This is a genomic window from Halovivax limisalsi (genome assembly GCF_023093535.1).
In the GTDB taxonomy this organism is placed as follows: Archaea; Halobacteriota; Halobacteria; order Halobacteriales; family Natrialbaceae; genus Halovivax; species Halovivax limisalsi.
This window is the reverse complement of the sequence record NZ_CP095757.1, coordinates 286,010-305,259: the sequence shown is the minus strand read 5'-3', so window position 1 is coordinate 305,259 and position 19,250 is coordinate 286,010. Positions and strand designations below refer to the sequence as shown.

Genomic DNA, 19,250 nt, shown 5'->3' with positions numbered 1-19,250 from the left:
CGGAAAGTGACAGCGGCGCTCCCGGCGATCTCGTCGCCCGCCACCAGATGCCTAATCACCGATCGGCACTGCCGATCGTTCGAATAGGAACATTCATTATCGCAAGCAAGCGAACCGACGAGACGAGAGAAGAAATGCCGGAATGTCAGAACTGTGGATCGTTCGTCACCGACGCGTACGTCAGAGTGTTCACGCCGCCTACCGTGGACGAACCGCGCGTCTGTCCGGACTGTCCGGACAAGATCCGCGACGGGGCCGACGTGCGGACCGCCAGATCGCCCCGCGGCGACTGAGCGAGGGCTGCGGCGGGCCCCGGTCGTCGCCCCGGATCGCTCGCATCACGCTGCCCCTCGCCGACCGGCGACGACAGTTCGTGATTCGTCGCTTCTTCGCTCGCGCCCGTCTCGTCGTTCCGGCACTCGCTGCGGTCGGGTCTCCGTCCGCTACGATCCGATCGAGTGACGCGTTCGGTCACCACGCCCGCGTTCGACGCAGCGGGTCGGGCCGACCGTGGGGCGTGCCGCCTGCCGATCCGAATCGCTCGCTGCGACCTCGCGATTCAGCGGTCGGACCGTCGAAGGAAACCCACGCCACTTATGAGGGGTGCGCCCCTGTACGGTGACAATGACCACCAGTGACACCGCGGTGACTCGTCTCTTCGGCGGGCCCGGGAGCGGGAAGACGACGGCGCTTCTCGACCACGTCGAGGAGATTCTCGAGGACGAGAGCGTCTCGTTCCGCGACGTGCTCGTCGTCTCGTACACGCGGGCGGCCGCCCAGGAGGTTCGCGAGCGCCTGGCCGAACGCCTCGACATCAACCCGCGATCCCTGCAGGGCAACGTCTGTACCATGCACGCGAAGGCCTACGAGTTGCTCGACCTCTCACGCGGGGACGTCATCGGCGAGTCCGACAAGGAGGACTTCTGCGAGGACTACGGCATCGAGTACGAGGACGAGTACTCGGGGGCGGGCCGGCGGACGGCGCGATCGACGACGATCGGCAACAAGATCATCGCGACCAGCCAGTGGCTCCAGCGGACCAGCCGCGACGTCGCCGACTGGTACGACGTGCCCTTCCAGTGGGACGTCGACGAGGTCCGCCTGCCGCCGGAGATTGATCCCAACGCCCAGGAGGGCAACAAGTACACGCCGACGTGGCCCTCGGACGACGACCGGATCGACGTCCCAGAGGTCATCCGCGCCTGGCGCAACTACAAGGGCGAGGAGGGCAAGGTCGGCTTCGCGGACATGCTCGAGCGGGTCAAGCAGCGCTCGCTCGTCCCGAACGTCGACTACCTGGTGATCGACGAGTTTCAGGACATCACGACCCTGCAGTACGACGTCTACGACGAGTGGAAACCCCACGTCGAGCGGGTGCTGATCGCCGGCGACGACGACCAGGTCGTCTACTCCTGGCAGGGTGCCGACCCCGCGCTCCTGCTCGATGAAGAGGTCGACGACGACGTCGTCCTCCCGAACTCCTACCGCCTGCCCTCGAACGTGCTCCACGCCGTCAACCGCGAGATCCGCCACATCGACGTCCGCCAGGACAAGGACCTCAACCCGCGCAAGGAGGGCGGCGTCGTCGAGGCCGAGGCGAACAAGTCGATGCTCGACGTGGTTCGGATGGTCCGCCGGACGCTCGTCGAGGGCGACGGCACCATCATGCTGCTCTTTCGGGCGCGCTACCAGATGTTCCAGTTCGTCGACGAGTTCATCACCGAGGGCGTCCCCTTCACCGCGCTGACCGACCAGCGCATGTGGACCGACCGCCTGACTCAGTACGTCCGCGCGGTCGAAGCGATCGACGCGGGCGAGGACGTCGACGGCCTGCAGGCCCGCCGGCTGGCCGACATGCTGCAGGATTCGGCGTTCGGGACGAACGAGCGCGACGCGCTCTTCGACGCCATCGACGATCTGGAGGAGGAAGCGGGCGTCGACGATCTGGTGGATCTGACCGTCCCCGCGTCGGTGATCGAGGAGCACGTCCCCTTCATGCCGGGGACGAACTCCGCGGCGGACATGCTGCGGAAGGTCACCAGCTTCCAGAAGAAGTCCGTCAAGGCCTACTTCAACATCGGCGAGTACCGGGGGATGGCGACCGACCGCGTCCGCGTCGGCACCATCCACTCCGCGAAGGGTCGCGAGGCCGACCACGTCTTCGTCGCGACCGACCTCACCGAGAAGGTCGTCGAGCAGATGGTCGCGACGATCGACGATCGCTCCGGCGACGGCGAGGGCGGCGTCACCGACGTCCCCGGCGTCGAGGAGTTCACCAAGACGACGTCGCCGGTGCCGGTGCTGACCGATAACGAGCGCCGGGTGTTCTACGTCGGCATGTCCCGGGCCCGGGAACGACTCGTCCTGCTCGAGAACCTCGTCGACGGGGCCCCGACACTGCCGATCGACGTCCTGCTCAACAACGAACTCACGGGTACCGACCTCGACGATCTCGTCGCCGAACTGCAGGAACCGGACGAACTCGAAGCCGGTCCAGCGTGAGTCGGGTCCTCGACGCGATCCGGACCGCGATCGACGAGCGGGACGCCCTCGGCTTCGTCCACGTCGGTCGGTGCCGATCGCCCGCGACCCGATTTCTCGCGGCGGCTCTCGACGAGCCTGCGGCGAACGCGACCGTCGAACAGATGCCAACCGAACGAGTTCGAACCGATCCGCGGGCCTACGGGATCACGCCGGACGCGACGCTCGTCGAATCCTCGGCGTCCGACCACGCCGCGCAGCGCCTCGTCGCCCGCCTCGGCGAGCGCGCCGACACCGGGACGCTCCTGGTCCCGCCGTCGATCCCCCACGACGCCGCGCTGCATCTCGATTCGGCGGGCTTCGACCTGGCCTCGAGCGACGCCCTCGCGGTCGCCAGGAGCCGGAAATCGACGGCCGAGCGCGACGCGATCCGATCGGCCCGGGCGGCGGCCGCGGCCGGCCTGCGACGCGCCGCGACGCTCGCCGCCGACCCGGTCGACGGGGAGCCGCGATCCGACTCGGGCCCGACGGTCGGGGAGCTGCGCCGCGAGATCGACGCCGCGGTCGTCACCGCGGGCGGATCTCCGGGGGCGCGCACGAGGATCGTCACGCCCGAGGGCGCTACCAGGCGCGCGTCCGGCTCGCCGCCGATCGCCGACGCGTCCGGGTCAGCACCCGCAGCGTCGGCGTTCGACGCCCGGATCGAGTCCGGCGACCCGATCGTCGTGGACCTCACGGCCTGCGGGCGGGCGGGCTATCACGCCCGCCTCGTCCGGACGCTGGTGCCCGGCACCGACGGCGGGTGGGAGCGACGCGCCCACGTCGCTGTCGAGAGCGCGCTGCGATCGGCGCGGGTGCTGCTCCGGACGGACGCGCCGAGCGTCGGCGACGTCGAGGCCGAACTCGTCGCGGAGATCGGCTCCTTCGGCTTCGCCGGGACGGCGACGGGGACGGCGGTCGGGATCGGTCGCGACCCCGTCGAACGACCGCTCCGGCCGGGCGCCGAGATCCGTCCGGGGTCGGTGGTGACGCTCGAGGCCGGCGTCGAACGCGACGACGGCGCGGCGGTCCGGATCGCCGAGCCGGTCGTGGTGACCGAGGACGAGGTGCGCTGGGTCGGCGACCCGAACTGGTCGCTCGAGCCGTCGGCGTACACCGTGTGACAACGCGGCAGGAGGCTGTCGGAGCGCTACTCGTTCTCGCCGTTCGAATCACTCGTTCTCGTCGTCCGGATCGACCGCGACGGCGCCCCCGACTCGTTCGGCCGCCTCCGCCGGCACGTCGGTCGGGAGGCTGAGGTACCGCTCGAAGGCGACGAGCGCCAGGGCGGCGACGACGAGCCCGCCGCCGATCACCGGCTCGCCCCCGCGGACGAGCAGGTCCAGACCGGCCAGCCCCGCCGGAATGGCGAAGATCAGCGTCCCGGCGAGTTTGAACGTCTCGAGGATTCCAGCCATTGCGACCCGCTTTGGCCCCTGGCGGCAAAAACGTCTCGCCACCGCTTCGGGCCGTCCGTCCCCCTCTCGCGGCCGTCGCATCACACCCTGGACGATACCATAACACATGCGTTATGCATTCCTGTTTCGGAAACCTTATTCGGGGTCGGGGGTGACTCCCTCGTATGTTCACCGGGATCGTCGAGGAGACGGGCGAGATCCGCGATCGCGAGGCAACGTCTGATGGGGTTCGACTGCGAATTGGGGCCGACGAGGTGGCGAGCGACCTCGCCCACGGCGCGAGTATCAGCGTCAGCGGGGTCTGTCTCACGGTCGAGCGCTTCGAGCGGGACGCGTGGTTCGAGGTGTTTCTCGCCGACGAGACGGTCGAGCGGACCTACCTCGGCGATCTCGCCGTCGGCGACGCCGTCAACCTCGAACGGGCGATGCCCGCCGACGGCCGGTTCGACGGCCACGTCGTCCAGGGCCACGTCGACGCCGTCGCCACCGTGGGCGAGATCGAGTCCGTCGGCGAGGACTGGTACTTCGAGTTCGAGTTGCCGCCGGGGTACGCCCAGTACGTCGTCGAGAAAGGATCGATCACGCTCGACGGGATCAGTCTCACGGTCGCCGCGCTCGACGGCGATCGGGTGACGGTCGCGATCGTCCCGACCACGTACGACCTGACGACGCTCTCGGCGAAGGACCCGGGCGATCCCGTCCACCTCGAAGTGGACGTGCTGGCGAAGTACGTCGAGTCGGTCCTCGAGGCGGCGCCGGCGGCGGACGAGTCGGAGTTGGCGCGGCCCGCGAAGTGAGAGCCGGTCGATCCGACTCTGGTCGGCGGTTCACTCGCTCCGGACGTCGACGCTCGGGTCGATCGACGAAAGCAGCGTTTCGACGTTCGTCCGCTCCTGACTCGCGAGCGCGGTCGGGTAGACGCCGACGCCGACGACGAGATCCTCGTCCGTCGCGGCCGCCTCGGTGACGTGGAGGTTCACGTCGATGTCCTGATTCCCCCCGAACGTGGCCTGGGCCTGGAAGGTGGACGTGGTCACGGATTCGCCGAGGATCGAAACCGTCGCGTCTTCGACGTGCTGGACGCCGCTGACCCCCTCGTAATTGGCCGCGAGTCTCTGTACCAGTTCGCCCGTCTCCATGTCCTTGATGGGATTGACCTCCTGGCCGGCGATCGAAATCTGGGGGGTCGAGAGGACGGCGAAGACCGCCGCGCGCTGGTCGATCAGCGGTCCGACCGTGATCGCCTTCTCGTGTTCGACCACGTAGTTCGTCACCGTGATCGACTCGCTCCAGAGCCCCAGGTCGACGGACTTATCGATGACGATGTCGTCGATCCGCGACTGCTGGTAACCGGTTTCGTTTCGGGTTTCGGCGGCGACGCCGACCGGGTTCGACTCGTGCTTGTCGAGTCCGAGAAGCCCGGTGCAGCCGGCCAACCCGGCGAGTGCGGCCGTTCCAGCTCCGGCGAGGTACGTGCGGCGCTTCATCACCCCAACCGGGGTCCCCCAACGATAAGTGCTTGTTGTGTCGACTATCCGACTTCGACACTGGTCGGGCTGGCAACCGGTTCGTCGGCAAGCTGCCAGCCGGTCCTGCGGCGAGCGGCCGATCCGGCTCGCAGTCGGCAGGAACAAGTCCCTCCCGAGCGGAGGCCGACGCATGACTGTCGTGACGGAACCAGTGAGCGTCTCGGGCGGGTGGTGATACCGTGCCGTCGGAACACGCGGTCGACGAGGAGTCGGACGCGGCGACCGATCCCGTTCGCGTCCGGATTCGCGGCATCTACACCACCGCGCTCACCCGCCTGCTCGCCGACGCGGGCCACGAGATCGTCCAGGCGTCGACGCCGATCGACCGGCGGTTCGACGCCACCTTCGAGACGCGCCCGGCCGACGTACGGATTCGGACGACCCGCGACCGACAGGGAATCGAGTGTTCGGGCGACCCGGCGGCCGTCGAGGCGCTCGCACCGGCGCTCGAATCCGTCGGCATCGACGCGTTTCGCTGGGTCGACGGGACGCCTCGTGACGTCGCCTACGACGCGGTCGTCCGCGACGCCGACGGCGGGCGCGGCGCGGTCGTCGACCTCGACGACGGACGCCGGGGGTATCTCCCCTACGACGCGGTCGACGGCTACGTCGACGCGGGCGACGCCTATCGGGTGCAGGTGACCGATCCAGCACCGCCGTGGGACGACGACCGACCCGCCGTGTCTCCCGAGATCTCCGTCGGCGGCGGGCTCTGCACGCTCACCCGCGGGCGAAGCGGCGTGCGGGCGGCGCCCTCGCGCGAGGCCGGCGAGGAACTCGTCGGACTGACCGACCTCCTCGACGCGGAGCTACCGGACGGCTGGGGCCTCCGCTGGGAGCACCCGGCCGCCGACGCCGATCTGGACGCGATGGGGGCCGCGCTCGACCGGGCGATCGAGCGTGCGACGGCGGTGGAAGCGGCGCTCGAGGCGGCGCCCGATTCGCCCGGCGAACGGAACGAACCCGTCCAGCTCGTCGCGCCGACCGCGACCGCGTGGTGCTGGTTCGGCCGCGAGTCCCGCTTTGCCCTCGACGAGGTCCGCCGGGCCGTCGAGCCGACGATGGCCGGCCACCACCGGACGAAGGCGGCCGATCGCGCGGCGAGCGCGGCCGTCGACTTCGTCGAAGCCGTCTGCGGCGATGCGAGCGCGACCGTCGGCGCGGGAACCGACGACGCCGAAACGGCCGACCTCGACTTCCCGTTCGCGGCGGTGAGCCGCCAGTTCGGCCCGCGTGAGGGCGACCGACTCGCCCTCGAACACGGAAAGCCCGACGGCCGCCTGCTCACCCTCGGCCGCGGCGAGGTGACCGCGTGGGCGCCCGACGGCTCGCTCACGCTCGAACGCTCGATGACCGGCGGCGGCGCGTACGACGGCCTCGGCGTCCCGAAGGAGGACGGCGACGTCGCCGTGACGAAGCTGCGCGAGGGCCGCTGGTGGTACCCGACGACGTACAAAACCGCCGGCGGCGACGTCAAGGGGACGTACGTCAACGTCTGTACGCCCGTCGAACTCTTCCCCGACGCCGCCCGGTACGTCGACCTCTACGTCGACGTCGTCCGCCGCCCGGACGGGTCGGTCGAGGTCGTCGACGCGGCCGAACTCGCCGACGCTCGCGCCGACGGGCTGGTGAGCGAGGAACTGGCCGAGAAGGCGTCGACCGTCGCGAGCGCCGTCGAGCGGGCGCTGGAAAGGTAGCGTTCCAAACTGGGGCCGTCGCTGAGCAACTGACCGAGACGCGGGCGTACTTTTTTCGCCCGCGGGATTGACCAGCACCCATGACCGCGGCGGAGCCGGCCGTCAGACTCGAGGCCGTCCGGCGGACCTACCAGCTGGCCGAGCCGGTCCACGCCCTCGACGGCGTCTCGCTCGAAATCCCGCGGGGATCCTTCACCGCGATCATGGGCCCGAGCGGGTCGGGCAAGTCGACGCTGATGAACCTCGTGGGGTGTCTGGATACCCCGACCGATGGCCGGGTCTTCGTCGACGGGTCGGACGTCACGCAGCTCTCGGGGCGCGAGCGGACCACGCTCCGCGGGACGGCCGTCGGCTTCGTCTTCCAGACGTTCAACCTGATGCCGCGCCTGACCGCCTTGGAGAACGTCGCCCTGCCCCAGCTCTTTCGCGGCGTCGGTCGGCGCGAGCGCCTCGACCGGGCCCGGGAGTTACTCGAACGCGTCGGATTGGGCGACCGCCTCGAGCACCTGCCGAACGAACTCTCGGGCGGTCAGCGCCAGCGGGTCGCCCTCGCCCGCGCGCTGGTGAACGACCCGGCGCTCGTGCTGGCCGACGAGCCCTCTGGCAACCTCGACACCGAGACCGAGGCGGACGTCCTCGACCTCTTCGAGGACTTTCACGACGCCGGGACGACCATCGTCGTCGTGACCCACGAGCGCCACGTCGCCGAGCGCGCCGAGCGGATCGTCCACCTGCTCGACGGGAAAATCGAGCGCATCGAGGAGCTCGACGGCGTCGGAAACGACGGGGAAATCGACGGCGTCGGGAGCGATGCGGAACCCGGCGGCGCTGGAAGCGACGATACCCACGACGACGCGGGGCGGGGTGGCCCTCGATGAGGCTGCTCTCGCTCCTCCGGCTGGCCTGGCGGTCGATCAGCGGGCACCGCTTGCGGTCGGCGCTCACGACGCTCGGCGTCGTCATCGGCATCGCGGCTGTGATCGCGTTCGTCACGCTTGGCGCGAGCCTCCAGGCCGGCATCGTCGGCGACATCAGCCCGGACGATCAGCGAAACATCTACGGTTGGGCGGCCGACCCCGGCGCCGAGGGCGGTCCGCTCGCGGGCGCCCAGCCGGTCGTCAGCGACGCCGACCTCGCCGCCATCGCGGAGCGCGACGGCGTCGATGCGGCCTACGGCTACGCCCCGCTCGGGACGCAGGCGATCGCGACCGGCGACGACCTCGTCCCGCTCGGCGACGGCGCCTTCGCCACCGGCCCGTCCTACGTCCGCGAGGCCGACCTCGCCGACGGTCGGCAGTTCGAGATGGGTGCCACCGAGGCCGTCATCAACCCCGCCATCGCCGGCGCGTTCGAGACGAACGTCAGCGTCGGCGACGATCTCACGCTCGTCTACGGGGGCGGCGAGACGGCGACGGTGACGGTCGTCGGCATCACCGAGGATTCGGAGGGGCTGAGCCCGTTCGAGGGCTTCGGCTCCTCGCCGCGGGTCTACGTCCCGACGGACCCGTTCTACAGCGAGGGCGCGGGCGGTGATGCCGGAAGCGAGTCGGGGGGCGGTGATGCCGGAAGCGAGTCGGGGGGCGGTGAGGGCGGAAACGACTCGGCAGACGCCGGTGGTGATGGCGGCGACGACGGTGCCGCAACCGTCTCTGATGGAACGCGGTACATCGCGATCGTCGTCGAGGCACCCTCCGCCGACGATGCGGCGGTCGACCGGGCGCGTGACGCTGCGCGGACCTACCTCGAGAGCGACGAGTCGGACGCGAGCGAGCTGCTCGATGCCGGCGAGCTGGAGATGGTGCTCCAGACGAGCACGCAACTGCTCTCGCAGCTGCAGGACATCCTCGGCCTGCTGCAGAACTTCATCGTCGGGGTCGCGGCCATCTCGTTGCTGGTGGGTTCGATCGGCATCGCCAACATCATGCTGGTCTCCGTGACCGAGCGCACCCGCGAGATCGGCATCATGAAGGCCGTCGGCGCGCAGAACCGCCACGTCCTCGGCCTCTTCCTCCTGGAGTCGATCGTCCTCGGCGTGATCGGCGCGATCCTCGGGACCGCGCTCGGCCTGGCGGCCGGTTACGTCGGCGCGCGGTACATCGACCTGCCGCTGGTCTACCCCGTCGAGTACGTCGCCCTCGCGATCGTGGTCGGCATTCTGGTCGGCGTGATTTCCGGGCTCTACCCGGCCTGGAAGGCCGCCCGGACGGATCCGATCGACGCGCTCCGATACGAGTGATCGGCGCGGTCGTCCCGTCCCGGTCAACTCGGCTGCGCTCCGATCACTCGTCCGTCGTCTCCGCGTGCGGATCCGGGTCGGTTTCCGCCCACCAGGGATCGACGGGATCGAACGCGTCCCACCAGTCGGCCGCGCGATACTGCGCCCAGGGGCCGAGGTCGCGCGGCGGATCGGCCAGCCACGCCGCCCCGCGGAGTTCGCCCGCCTGGATGTCGAGGTGCCCGCTCGCCCACACCGCGTCGAAGGTGACCCAAAGGGTGTGCAGGCGGATGTCGCGACCGTCGTCGGGCGCCTGGATCTCCCGGTAGCACAGGTTCGGCGCGGCCAGGTCGATTTCCAGGCCGATCTCCTCGCGCACCTCGCGGATCGTCGCGTCCTCGTACGTCTCGCCGTCTTCGCGACCGCCGCCGGGGAGTCGCCAGCGGTCCTCGTCGCCCCGGTGCTGGATCAGGCAGACGACGGGATCGCTCTCGACGGAATCGGCCGGCATGGACGGGGAGAGCGGCGGGGCGTCGGCCGGCTCGCGGACGATCCACGCGTAGCCGCCGCCGGTGTATCCCTCGTGAGCGCGTTCGAGCAACGAATCGAACCGGTCGGCCGGGACCGCCGCTTCGGTTTCGACGACGGGCACCGACTCGGACGCCGTCCGGAGACGGTCCAGCCGCGCGGCGACGTCGTCCCGGTTGACGTGCTCGGTGGGCATCTACCCTGCCAGAGTGGGTACGCCGAAATGTCGGTTGCGATCGGGACGGACCATCGCGTCACCGTCTCGCCGCGGTCGCTGCGTCACCGCTTCTTCCGCAACCGAACCCCTAATCAACGCGGCCGTCGATTGATCCGACATGACCAAGCGGCACGTCTCGCTCCCGGCCGAGGCCGAGACGGCGATGACGGCGTTCATCGACGAGGTCGACGACCGACTCGCGGGCCCGGAGGACACGTGCGACGTCGTCGAGGACGTCCTGCTCGACCTGACGGGCGACCGCGAGGCCTACGAACGCTGGCAGGCGAGCGCGTCGCAGCACGACGAGGCCGATCGAGCGCCCGAGGCGCGAGACGGCGCGGACGTCTCGGCTGCCGAACGGGTGCGCCTGCAGAGTTACGATCCGTGTAACACCACGCTCGAGAGCGAGTACTACGCCGAGAAGGACGAGGAGAAGTTCCGCCGGTCGAAGCACCTCCAGTGGCTCTGGCGGCAGTTCGACAGCCTGCCGATCGCGGACAACGTCGAGTTCGCGCTCCGATTTCGGCGGATGCTCGCGAACCACCTCTTCGAATCCTGCGGCGACGACTGCCGCTTCTTCAAGGGGATCACGTTCACCTACGGTCACAACATCTCCGTCGGGGACAACACGGTCGTCCACGACGACGTCCACCTGGACGATCGCGGGAAGCTGACCATCGGGAACCGGGCGTCGATCTCCGACGGCGTCCACCTCTACAGCCACGATCACGACATCGTCGACCAGACGGCCGTCGAGAACTACCACACGATCGTCGAAGACGACGCTCGCGTCACCTACGACGCCATGGTCCGGGCCGGTTGCCAGGTCGGCGAGAACGCCGTCGTCGGGGCCCGAGCCGTCGTCCAGGGCGATGTCCCGGCCCACCACGTCGCCGTCGGCGCCCCCGCGAAGAGCGTGAAGATCAAGCCGGGCTGGGAGGACGTCGCCGAACCGCTCGAAGCCGGCGGCGAGAACCGCCAGGCCGAACGCCGGATCGAGTACGACCTGCCCGACGACCTCGACGTCTTCGACGAGTTCGAGCGCGACCTCGAACCGCCGGGTGCGTAGTCGTTCGAACGGTTTGGAGCGGGCTTCGTCCAGACTGGCGCCCCTGCGGGGGAGTCGGCCGCGTCGTCGGTGACGAGTTCCGGCCGAATGCCGCGCGTCCGTCTGTATCTGTCGGTAACGGACCCTTACGAACCCGGACCCTGCAGGCCCGCGCCGAATACCCAAGTGCCGTGCCATCCTGTCCCACGATATGGAGCTCTGGGGCTGGCTGGCCGGCTACGTCCTCCTGTTCGCCCTGCTACACCTGGCGCTCTTTTACTACTACAGCCGTCAGGAGAGCGACGACCGCCGACCGGCCCGTGCGCTCGACGACGGCCCCCTCTCGAACGTCCGCTACGGCGCGCCGGTCGATCGATCCCACACCGGCGCGGAGCGCGCCGATCCGTCGGAGTTCGATCTCGAAATCGAGGGCGAGGCCGTCGAGTGTCCGCGCTGTGGCGCGCCCAACGAGTCCGATTCGACCTACACCTACTGCTGGAACTGCATCTCGACGCTGGGCTGAAGTGGTCGTCCGTCAACAGCCCGCGAGAGCGTCCTCGATCGGATCCAGGTGGCCGACGCCGACGACCGCGACGACGTCGCCGTCGCGACGCAGCGACCGCAACCGATCGATCATGCAGGCCTCGCGCGTCTCGTCGCGGTAGCGCTTCGATTCGCCCTCGGTCGCGCGCAGCAGCGCCCTGACGCCGGCGACGTGGCCCCGCTCGTGGTCGGCCTGCCGGTCGGGCGGATCGTCGAACTCGCACTCGTAGTCGATGCGCTCGTCGGGCGTCACGGAGACCGAGGTGACGTTCGAGAGCGTCGCGGCCAGGCGATAGGAGAGGGCGGTCCGCGTCGCGCCGCCGACGCTCTCGAGGACGCGCCGGGCGGTCCCCGGACTGACGCGGTCGGCGACGAGACGGGTCGCGAGCCGGCGGAAGAACGACAGGCTGGGGGCGTCGATCCCGGCGACGCGCGCGTCGGTCGCGGCGATGGCCGCGCTCATCTCGCCGCCGACGGGCGGGCGGTTGTCGCCCGTCGCTCTCGACGCGTAGGCTCGGTAGAGCGGGACGGCGGCACTGGGCAGTTCGAGTGCGAGCGTCTCCGGCTCGAACCGGTCGAGGACGGTCTGGACCCGTCCGACGCTCGCAGGGTGGTCGTGGACCACGCCGAGCAGGACGACGTCCCCGGCGTCGCCCGGCACGCGGCGGCAGTAGGGCGCAGTTACCCGGGGGTCCGCAAAGCGATCGGCGAAGTCGGTCGAGTCGGCCATGAAGTCGAAGAGTAATACGCGACTACCGGCATAACCTTTCTGCTCGACCCGCGAAACGTTCGGGTACGCCAACCGGTCGAGCAGGCGACCGCCTGGCTGGGGGGAACGGACAGGGCGTGGCCGCCCCGGTCAGAAGACGACGATGTCGCCCGCCATGGGCGGGTGCGGGTTACAACGGTAGCGAGCCATCTCCTCGGTGGCCTCGAATTCGAGGACCTGATTGCCATCCGGCTCGGCGGTCAGTTCGGTCGCCAGACCGTCGACGACCTCACCCGTCTCGGTTCTGATCTCGATGTTGTGGGTGGCGCCGTCGCCGTCGATCCACTCGATCGTGTACGTCCGTCCCTCGAATAGCCCGATGGCCGGATTCTGCTCGCCCTCGATGAGCGGTGGTTCGACGCCGACCCAGCCGCTGGTGTGTCCGGCGAGGATAATCTCGCTGACGTCGTCCCACTCGGCCGGATCGGGAGCCGGGGCCTCCGTCTCTTCGTCGTTCGAGTCGTCACCACTCGTTCCGTCGTCGCTCGAGTCGTCGACGTTCCCGTCGTCCGTATCGGGGGCGCGCATGACGAACGACGCGGTCGCCAGTTGTGAGTTTCCCGCGTCCCACTCGACGGCCCCAATCTCCTCGACGCGGTCATCGTAGAGCGCCTCGGCCGTGTCGACGACCTCGTCGTCTCCGGCGTCCTCGCCGAACAACACCGCGAGTTCGCCGGACCACCGCTCGGGACCGGTGTCGGTGATCGTCAGCACGATTCCCTCGGTGTGGGGGAGCTCCGGGAACGTCTCGTCGTCATGGGTGACGTCAGCCATGAGGTTCGTCATCAGTCCCGCTGGGACGGCCTCGAGCAGTGGTTCTGCGGTGGGGGATGTGGTGAGGAGCCGCTCCCCGTCGCCGGAAAGCGTCGCGATCACGGGCTCGATCACACCGTCGTCGGCTGTGGTCCTGATGAAAGCTTCGTCGGAGAACGCGACCTCGTAGTCGCTTGTCTCAGCACGGAAGACGCCGTCGGCCACCGACATCGCTTCCGCACTCCCAGCCGCTGTCGGGTGGTCGGCGAGGGACTTAGTGTCGTACGTCCCCTCGAAGACGGTCACGCTTGATTTTCCGGAGTTCACCGTCGGCATCATGACAACCTCGTCCGTCGCTTCGAGGGGCGGCCAGTGATCCGCGCCGCGGACGGTCGATTCGATCCCTTCGACGATCGGGTCCACTTCCTGCCGCTTGCTCTCGGCGTAGTCGTAGTGATACGCCCACACGGGGCCGTCCTCCAGCGCGGGGACGTGGGACCACCCGTTGAACTGGGCAGCCGACATGGCTCCCTCGACAGTCGTCGATCCGGAAGCGTCTGGCCCAGTCGAATTGGGGTCGGTGCCACTCGACGACGGTGACAATCCGTCGTCGAGGCAACCGGCTAGCAGTGCGGACGTCGTGAGGGCGAGGGCGCTCCGGCGGGGAATCCGGTCCATATTCATACGTGGCAGACTCGAGTAATAGTTATTGCGAAGACAGGTGGACGGACCTGCGTCCGGCGCCTGTGAGACGAAATCGGTAGCTCCGATCGCTTTCGGTAGCCCGAGATCACTCGACGAGCCGTTCGATCTCAGTCACGAGGATGTCGCTGGCGCCGGCGGCTTTGACCTCCGTGATCGTCTCGAAGACGTCGCGCTCGTCGACGACGGCGTGGACGGCGACCTTGTCGCCGCCGTTGGCGACGTCCATGATCGTCGGCCCGCCGAGGCCGGGGATGACGTCGCGGACCGCGTCGAGCTTTTCCTCGGGGACGTTCATCATGAGGTACCGCTTGCCGTCGGCGGCCAGCACGGAGGAGAGCGCGGTCCTGAGTTCCTGCACCTTGGGGTCGTCGGCGACATCCGCGCGGGCGAACAGGCGGACCGAACTCGCGAGCACCTCGTCGACGATCGCGAGGTTGTTGACCCGCAGCGTCGTCCCCGTACTCGTGATGTCGACGATGGCGTCGGCCATCTCGACGTGGGGCGTGAGCTCTGTCGCGCCGGTGACCTCGACGACGTCGGGATCGACGTCGGTCCCGGCGAAGAACTCGCGCGTGACGTGCGGGAACTCGGTGGCGACCGTCTTGCCGGCCAGGTCGGCGACGGTCTCGATCGTCCCGTCCTGCGGAGCCGCGAGGACGAGCCGGCACCGGCCGAAATCCAGGTCGAGCAGGTCCGTGATGACGTCGGCCTGGCCGGATTCGCGCACCTGGTCGAGGCCCGTGATCCCCATGTCCGCTGCGCCGTCGGCGATGTACTCGGGGATGTCGGCGGCGCGGGCGAAGAGGACGGTCACCTCGGGGTCGACCGTCTCGGCGTAGAGTTTCCGTTCGGCGCCGTTTTCCAGATGCAGACCCGCCCGCTCTAAGAGATCGATCGTCGGCTCGTGCAGGCGGCCCTTGTTGGGAACGGCGATTCGCATCGTGCCGGCGCTTGGAGGTCCCCAAGGAATTGTCTTTCCATCTCGGAGCGTCCTGCCGGCCGCCGTCGAGAACCGGGACCGCGGGAAATTCGCCTACGCGATCGCGAGGACGATCTCGTAGACGAGCAGCAGGTTCCAGAGGGCGACGAACGAGATGATCAGGATCACCATGGGGTGATAGTCGGGGAAGATCGGGTCCGTCTCCGCGCGGACGAACCCGACGACGGCCGTCGCCCCGAGGAGGACCGCACCGATCACCTGGGTCGACACCTCGAACGAGCCCGCGCGCACCCACGACTGCACGATCAGCAGGACGCTGACGAGGAGCGCCAGTCCCGAGAAGAGCTTCGACGGGTGCATGGCTCACTCACGGGCCGGCTGGCACGTCAACGTTTTCACTCCCGTCGGTTGTTCGACGAGGTTCCATCGGTGACTATCACTCGGTCGAACGCACGGGGCTGACCAAATATGTGAAAACTACAAAGATATATTGCGATCGAACGCCTCCATTCGACCATGGACGATTTCGACCCGGCGCCGGGCGCCGGGGACGACGGGATCGACCGGTCGCGCTGGCAGGCCGGGAGTGACACGTTCGATCGCGTCTACCGGACGCTCCTTGGGACGAGCGACCCGACGACGTACGGCGAGATCGCCGACGTCGCCTCGTGTTCACCCAACGCCGCCAGGAAGCACCTCGATCGCCTCGTCGAGATGGGGATCGCACGGGTCGAATCCGGGAGTCGCCCGGCGAGGTACGAGCGCAACGACGGCTACCTCGAGTGGCAACGGGCGAACCGGATCGCCGCGGAGCGCTCGATCGACGAGATCACCGAGCGGGTTCGCCAGCTCGAAGCCGAACGCGAGCGCTACGAGTCACGCTTCGACGCGCGTGATCCCGCTTCGGTCTCGGCGCTCGACGGCGACGATCACGAGTCGGTCCACGAGCGAATGGTCGCCATCGCCGACTGGCACGCGACGATTCGTCATATCCGTCTCTACGAACTCGCCCGACAGCTGGCCCGAAACGACGGTCGCCTCGTCCCTGCGAATGCCGGATGAGCCCACCTGGTCGACCGGCCCGCCCGATAGCGCGACGATCGAGCTTCTCGAGACCCAGTTCGACGGCGACAGGCTCGTCTCGGCCACGAGCTATCGGCCCGACCGATTCGAGCCGCGGCTCCTCGTCGTCGAGTTCGATCCATCGCTGTATCCACCGTCCATCGAGGCGTGTCGGCTCGACGTTCGCTGGTTCTCGTCCGGCGATTTCTCGATCCGCTACCTCGAACGACACGAACCCGGGACGTGGGAGTGTCGGTGGGATCGCCATCCGAACGGACACAATTCGCGCCTCCACTTCCACGAACCGCCCGATGGGACGCCCGGGGTCGACCTGAATCTCGAACCGCTGCACCCCCTCGACGTCTACGCGACCGTCACGACGGCGATCGAGCGACGGATCGAATCGTGCTGGGACGGGACGAGCGAGCACGATGGCCACTGACCGTCACGACCCGAGCAGCAGACTCGTCACGTGCGCCTCGACGATCGCCGCGAGCGCGAGGAGCAGCCAGGCCACCGCGATCAGGAGGACCGACCGGTTGAGCGCCTCGGCGGGCAGGATCGCGCGCTCTGCACCTCGGAGGCGGCCGGCGACGCGGTGCGCGAGGCGGAACCCGACGCCGGCGGCGATCGCGATCGCGGCGAGTTCGAATAGTCCGTGCGGGGCGAGGCCGGCGAGGACGTGGACGACACCCTCTTGCTGGGCCGCCAGCCAGGCCACGTTGCCGATGACGAGCCCGTTGACGACGAGGAGGTAGCCGGTGACGAGCCCGACCGTCACCCCGCCGGCGATGGCCAGGACGAACGGCGGCGAGTTGCGCCGGAGGTACCAGCCGGCCGTCTCGCCGGCGACGGGCGGGCGCTCGCCCGTTGTCTCCTGCAGGATCGACAGCACGTCGTACCCACCGGCACCGAGTGCGGCGCCGACGACGGCTCCGCCGATCAGGAGCGCGGCGGCGAACCACACGTACCGGCGCGTTTCGGCCCACGCGGCGGCGAGACCGCGGGTGATCGACGGCCGGTACCGGACGCCGAGCACGCTCAGCGATAGAAAAGCGACCCCGATGGCCGCCGCGCCCAGCGCGGCCGGCTTCGGGATCGTCCGGGTCGAGCCGTCCGCCAGGAACAGCTCCGTCGAGCCGAACCGCCACTGGAGGAAGCCGGCGAGCAGAAACGAGACCACGCCGAGCAGACTCAACAGCGCCGCCCACAGCGACGCCGCCCGGCGGCCGGGCGACGGCCGATCCGCGTCCGACGCGCGCTCTTCGGCCCCCTCACCGGCGTCCCGGTGTCGGGCGAGCGCGTCGCGGAGCTCGCTCCGCCCGCTCGGCCGGCGATCCCCCTCGACCGATGGCGGGTCGACGTCGAGCGACGGATCGACCGGGATTCGACCGGTCTCGGGATCGAGTGCGTCGGCGAGCGTCGGCGAGCCGGATTCGCCATCGGATGCGTCGACCGGACTGCTCGCGTCGTCTATCCACGTCTCGGCGTCGGCACCGCTTTTCTTCGCCTCGGTGGAACGCTCTGGAACTCGGGGGAGCGGCTCCCTCGACCCCGTTTGCGATCTCACTCCGTCGGTGTCTGTCGACCGGGGATCTCGCTCTGGGGGATCGGCTTCGTCCGAGTGCCCGTCAGCGCCCGACCGCTCGTCCATACGCCCGCTGACGGGCGAGCGCTCGTTAAATCCTCGTCTTTCCGCTCGCGGAGTCGGCACGGCTCCGTACCAGGTGGCGGTCGCGCCCGATACGATAGTGGGGCCGGAGTATTCCACGAAGTGGCTCTGGTGAATCGCTTGATAGCGTCGGCTTCGACCGTCAGAACCAGTGGAATGAAGCGGGAAACCGCCGATGCCTATGTCGAAGATCTCCTGCTTCAGAAAGAAAGCGGTTCAGTTAGCTAAAAATGCTGTCGGTGGCCGAGGCGAAGTCGCCGCCCCAAAGGGGGTGGCGGCTTCGCCGATACGCCGTCGTATCGCTCCATTGTCTTCGAGTTTACCTGGAGAGGTCCTACCGAGAGGCGTTGGATCTGCTGAGCGAGATGCCACATATTCTCGGGGGAGACCGGCCGGTTCGAGGCCGATCTCCCGCATCACTCCACGCTAGTCATTGATGTATAACCTTCATAACATGAAGCAGTTTCTGAACCCATGAAATCAAGCTACGTCTTACGATTCACCACGGCCCACGAAGTGGTCAGCTGGAGGCGGGCCGACTGCTGCGATCAACTGAGCGCGTTGTCGACGTCAGTTGCCCTCGTCGGATCGGTTGCCGCCGGAGGATCGATTCCCGTTCTCCGGGCGGCCGCCGTCCGCACGAGGCTCGGCGTCGACGTCTTCGATTTCGGCGTCGGTCCCGCTCTCGCTGATGACCGGCCGCAGGATGTACTTCCCGCTCTGACCGGCCTTGTGGGGCGCGACGTCGTAGACGAAGTCGAGTTCCTCGTCGGCGGCGACCGTAAACTCCGTTCGAATCTGGAGCCGCTCGCTCGGGAGTTTGACCCTGGTCTCGGTACCGTCGGTGAGTACCGCGTGGATGTTTGAAACGAACAGGTCGACGGCCACGTACTCGCCCGCGGGCACGTCGAGTTCGTCCAGGACCGTCGCTTTCGGCCCTTTCAGTTGGGTGAGGTCGACGGTCGGATCGTCGAGGTCGTACGTCTCCCAGCCGCTGCGGTCCGTCGAGTCGTCGCCGTCGTCGCCGTCTTCTTTGCCGTCATCCTCGCCGGCTCCGGACCCACCCTCGCCATCGGATCCGTCGTCGTCCCCGGATCCGTCGTCGGGGGACGCATTCTCCCCGTCGGTCGTCGAGCTATTCTCAGCATCGGCGTGGGCGTCCTCCTCGTCTGCAGTCTCGTTCCCGCCGTCGGGTTCGTCACCCTCGTCGGCGTCATCGCCCGCGGGTTTGAACGCCACCTGCGAGATCGTCACGTCGAGTCGCTCGAAGTCGTCGATCTGGTTGGGTTCGTCGCTCACGTAGAACCGAACGGTTCCGCGTTCGGTCGCGCCCGAACTACCAGTCCCGGGTTCGTTCGCGTCCGACCCGTCGAGGGCGGCCGTGCAGCCAGCCGTCAGCGCGATCGTGCCGGTTGCCGCTCCGGTCAGGAAGGTTCGTCGTTTCATGCACCCTGACGGTCCCGCCGAGGGGAGTAAAACGGCCCACACCGTCCGCGCCGTTCGGACCGTTTTGAACCGTTTCCGGGTTTCCTCGTGCGATTCGTTCCCACGCCAGCGCCGTTTTTCGGCCCTGGCCCCGCGCCGATCCCCCGCTGGACCGTTCTGAACGACGGTAAACGGTGTCAGACAAATTC

The 19,250-nt window shown here is 68.7% G+C and carries 20 protein-coding genes and 1 pseudogene; 12 read left to right on the top strand and 9 right to left on the bottom strand.

Annotated elements, in window-relative coordinates:
• The first annotated feature begins 134 nt into the window (after nt 1-134).
• The 3 genes from MXA07_RS01315 to MXA07_RS01305 all read left to right on the top strand — a co-directional run bounded on the left by MXA07_RS01315 (nt 135) and on the right by MXA07_RS01305 (nt 3,644).
• A complete protein-coding gene (locus MXA07_RS01315; RefSeq protein WP_247730250.1) occupies nt 135-293 on the top strand; it encodes a DUF7563 family protein in 159 nt (52 codons plus the stop codon).
• A 331-nt stretch (nt 294-624) separates the two neighbouring features.
• Nucleotides 625-2,502 (top strand): UvrD-helicase domain-containing protein, encoded by a 1,878-nt coding sequence (locus tag MXA07_RS01310; RefSeq protein WP_247730249.1) that lies wholly within the window; start codon nt 625-627, stop codon nt 2,500-2,502.
• Entirely contained in the window at nt 2,499-3,644 is a 1,146-nt protein-coding gene (locus MXA07_RS01305; protein ID WP_247730248.1) for a M24 family metallopeptidase, read from the top strand. Before MXA07_RS01310 ends, MXA07_RS01305 begins: the two co-directional genes overlap by 4 nt.
• A 48-nt stretch (nt 3,645-3,692) precedes the next feature.
• On the opposite strand, the gene MXA07_RS01300 is transcribed toward MXA07_RS01305, so the two are convergent.
• A complete protein-coding gene (locus MXA07_RS01300) occupies nt 3,693-3,938 on the bottom strand; it encodes a DUF7533 family protein (protein WP_247730247.1) in 246 nt (81 codons plus the stop codon).
• A gap of 164 nt (nt 3,939-4,102) precedes the next feature.
• On the opposite strand from MXA07_RS01300, the gene MXA07_RS01295 reads away from it, so the two are divergent.
• Nucleotides 4,103-4,735 (top strand): riboflavin synthase, encoded by a 633-nt coding sequence (locus MXA07_RS01295; protein WP_247730246.1) that lies wholly within the window; start codon nt 4,103-4,105, stop codon nt 4,733-4,735.
• Between the two features lie 30 nt (nt 4,736-4,765).
• On the opposite strand, the gene MXA07_RS01290 is transcribed toward MXA07_RS01295, so the two are convergent.
• Entirely contained in the window at nt 4,766-5,425 is a 660-nt protein-coding gene (locus tag MXA07_RS01290) for a DUF6517 family protein (protein ID WP_247730245.1), read from the bottom strand.
• A gap of 221 nt (nt 5,426-5,646) precedes the next feature.
• Here MXA07_RS01290 and MXA07_RS01285 point away from each other — a divergent pair, with 221 nt between their 5' ends.
• The 3 genes from MXA07_RS01285 to MXA07_RS01275 all read left to right on the top strand — a co-directional run bounded on the left by MXA07_RS01285 (nt 5,647) and on the right by MXA07_RS01275 (nt 9,400).
• Nucleotides 5,647-7,164 (top strand): ribonuclease FAU-1 family protein, encoded by a 1,518-nt coding sequence (locus tag MXA07_RS01285; RefSeq protein WP_247730244.1) that lies wholly within the window; start codon nt 5,647-5,649, stop codon nt 7,162-7,164.
• A gap of 80 nt (nt 7,165-7,244) precedes the next feature.
• Nucleotides 7,245-8,042 carry an ABC transporter ATP-binding protein gene (locus MXA07_RS01280; RefSeq protein ID WP_247730243.1) on the top strand — a complete coding sequence of 266 codons (798 nt, stop codon included), beginning with the start codon at nt 7,245-7,247 and terminating at the stop codon, nt 8,040-8,042.
• Nucleotides 8,039-9,400, top strand: a complete 1,362-nt coding sequence (locus MXA07_RS01275) for an ABC transporter permease (protein WP_247730242.1) — start codon at nt 8,039-8,041, stop codon at nt 9,398-9,400. Before MXA07_RS01280 ends, MXA07_RS01275 begins: the two co-directional genes overlap by 4 nt.
• 43 nt (nt 9,401-9,443) lie before the next feature.
• On the opposite strand, the gene MXA07_RS01270 is transcribed toward MXA07_RS01275, so the two are convergent.
• Nucleotides 9,444-10,103 carry an NUDIX hydrolase gene (locus tag MXA07_RS01270; RefSeq protein ID WP_247730241.1) on the bottom strand — a complete coding sequence of 220 codons (660 nt, stop codon included), beginning with the start codon at nt 10,101-10,103 and terminating at the stop codon, nt 9,444-9,446.
• A gap of 139 nt (nt 10,104-10,242) precedes the next feature.
• Here MXA07_RS01270 and MXA07_RS01265 point away from each other — a divergent pair, with 139 nt between their 5' ends.
• Both MXA07_RS01265 and MXA07_RS01260 read left to right on the top strand, forming a co-directional pair.
• Entirely contained in the window at nt 10,243-11,193 is a 951-nt protein-coding gene (locus MXA07_RS01265; RefSeq protein WP_247730240.1) for an acyltransferase, read from the top strand.
• Between the two features lie 190 nt (nt 11,194-11,383).
• A complete protein-coding gene (locus MXA07_RS01260) occupies nt 11,384-11,695 on the top strand; it encodes a DUF7577 domain-containing protein (protein ID WP_247730239.1) in 312 nt (103 codons plus the stop codon).
• 12 nt (nt 11,696-11,707) lie between these two features.
• Here the strand turns inward: MXA07_RS01260 and MXA07_RS01255 are convergent, their stop codons facing one another.
• From MXA07_RS01255 to MXA07_RS01240, 4 genes are all read right to left on the bottom strand, one after another.
• The gene (locus MXA07_RS01255) at nt 11,708-12,445 is read right to left on the bottom strand and encodes a hypothetical protein (protein ID WP_247730238.1); all 738 of its coding nucleotides are present in this window, start codon (nt 12,443-12,445) and stop codon (nt 11,708-11,710) included.
• A 129-nt stretch (nt 12,446-12,574) separates the two neighbouring features.
• On the bottom strand, nt 12,575-13,762 hold the full coding sequence (locus tag MXA07_RS01250) for a cupredoxin domain-containing protein (RefSeq protein ID WP_247730237.1): 1,188 nt from the start codon (nt 13,760-13,762) through the stop codon (nt 12,575-12,577).
• A 265-nt stretch (nt 13,763-14,027) separates the two neighbouring features.
• A complete protein-coding gene (gene hisG / locus MXA07_RS01245) occupies nt 14,028-14,882 on the bottom strand; it encodes an ATP phosphoribosyltransferase (RefSeq protein WP_247730236.1) in 855 nt (284 codons plus the stop codon).
• Nucleotides 14,883-14,975: 93 nt separating this feature from the next.
• Nucleotides 14,976-15,242: a hypothetical protein gene (locus MXA07_RS01240; RefSeq protein ID WP_247730235.1), complete on the bottom strand. Its 267-nt coding sequence runs from the start codon at nt 15,240-15,242 to the stop codon at nt 14,976-14,978.
• A gap of 156 nt (nt 15,243-15,398) precedes the next feature.
• On the opposite strand from MXA07_RS01240, the gene MXA07_RS01235 reads away from it, so the two are divergent.
• Together MXA07_RS01235 and MXA07_RS01230 are read left to right on the top strand one after the other, a co-directional pair.
• Entirely contained in the window at nt 15,399-15,944 is a 546-nt protein-coding gene (locus MXA07_RS01235) for a DUF7342 family protein (RefSeq protein WP_247730234.1), read from the top strand.
• The gene (locus tag MXA07_RS01230) at nt 15,934-16,386 is read left to right on the top strand and encodes a toxin-antitoxin system TumE family protein (protein WP_247730233.1); all 453 of its coding nucleotides are present in this window, start codon (nt 15,934-15,936) and stop codon (nt 16,384-16,386) included. The genes MXA07_RS01235 and MXA07_RS01230 overlap by 11 nt, the downstream gene beginning before the upstream one ends.
• Before the next feature lie 3 nt (nt 16,387-16,389).
• On the opposite strand, the gene MXA07_RS01225 is transcribed toward MXA07_RS01230, so the two are convergent.
• Nucleotides 16,390-17,598, bottom strand: coding sequence for a stage II sporulation protein M (locus tag MXA07_RS01225; RefSeq protein ID WP_247730232.1), 1,209 nt, complete (start codon nt 17,596-17,598; stop codon nt 16,390-16,392).
• Nucleotides 17,599-17,797: 199 nt separating this feature from the next.
• On the opposite strand from MXA07_RS01225, the pseudogene MXA07_RS01220 reads away from it, so the two are divergent.
• A pseudogene (locus tag MXA07_RS01220) lies at nt 17,798-18,048 on the top strand (IS5/IS1182 family transposase); the annotation flags it as partial.
• A gap of 138 nt (nt 18,049-18,186) precedes the next feature.
• On the opposite strand, the gene MXA07_RS01215 reads toward MXA07_RS01220, so the two are convergent.
• On the bottom strand, nt 18,187-19,062 hold the full coding sequence (locus MXA07_RS01215; RefSeq protein ID WP_247730231.1) for a DUF4382 domain-containing protein: 876 nt from the start codon (nt 19,060-19,062) through the stop codon (nt 18,187-18,189).
• Between the last annotated feature and the right edge of the window lie 188 nt (nt 19,063-19,250).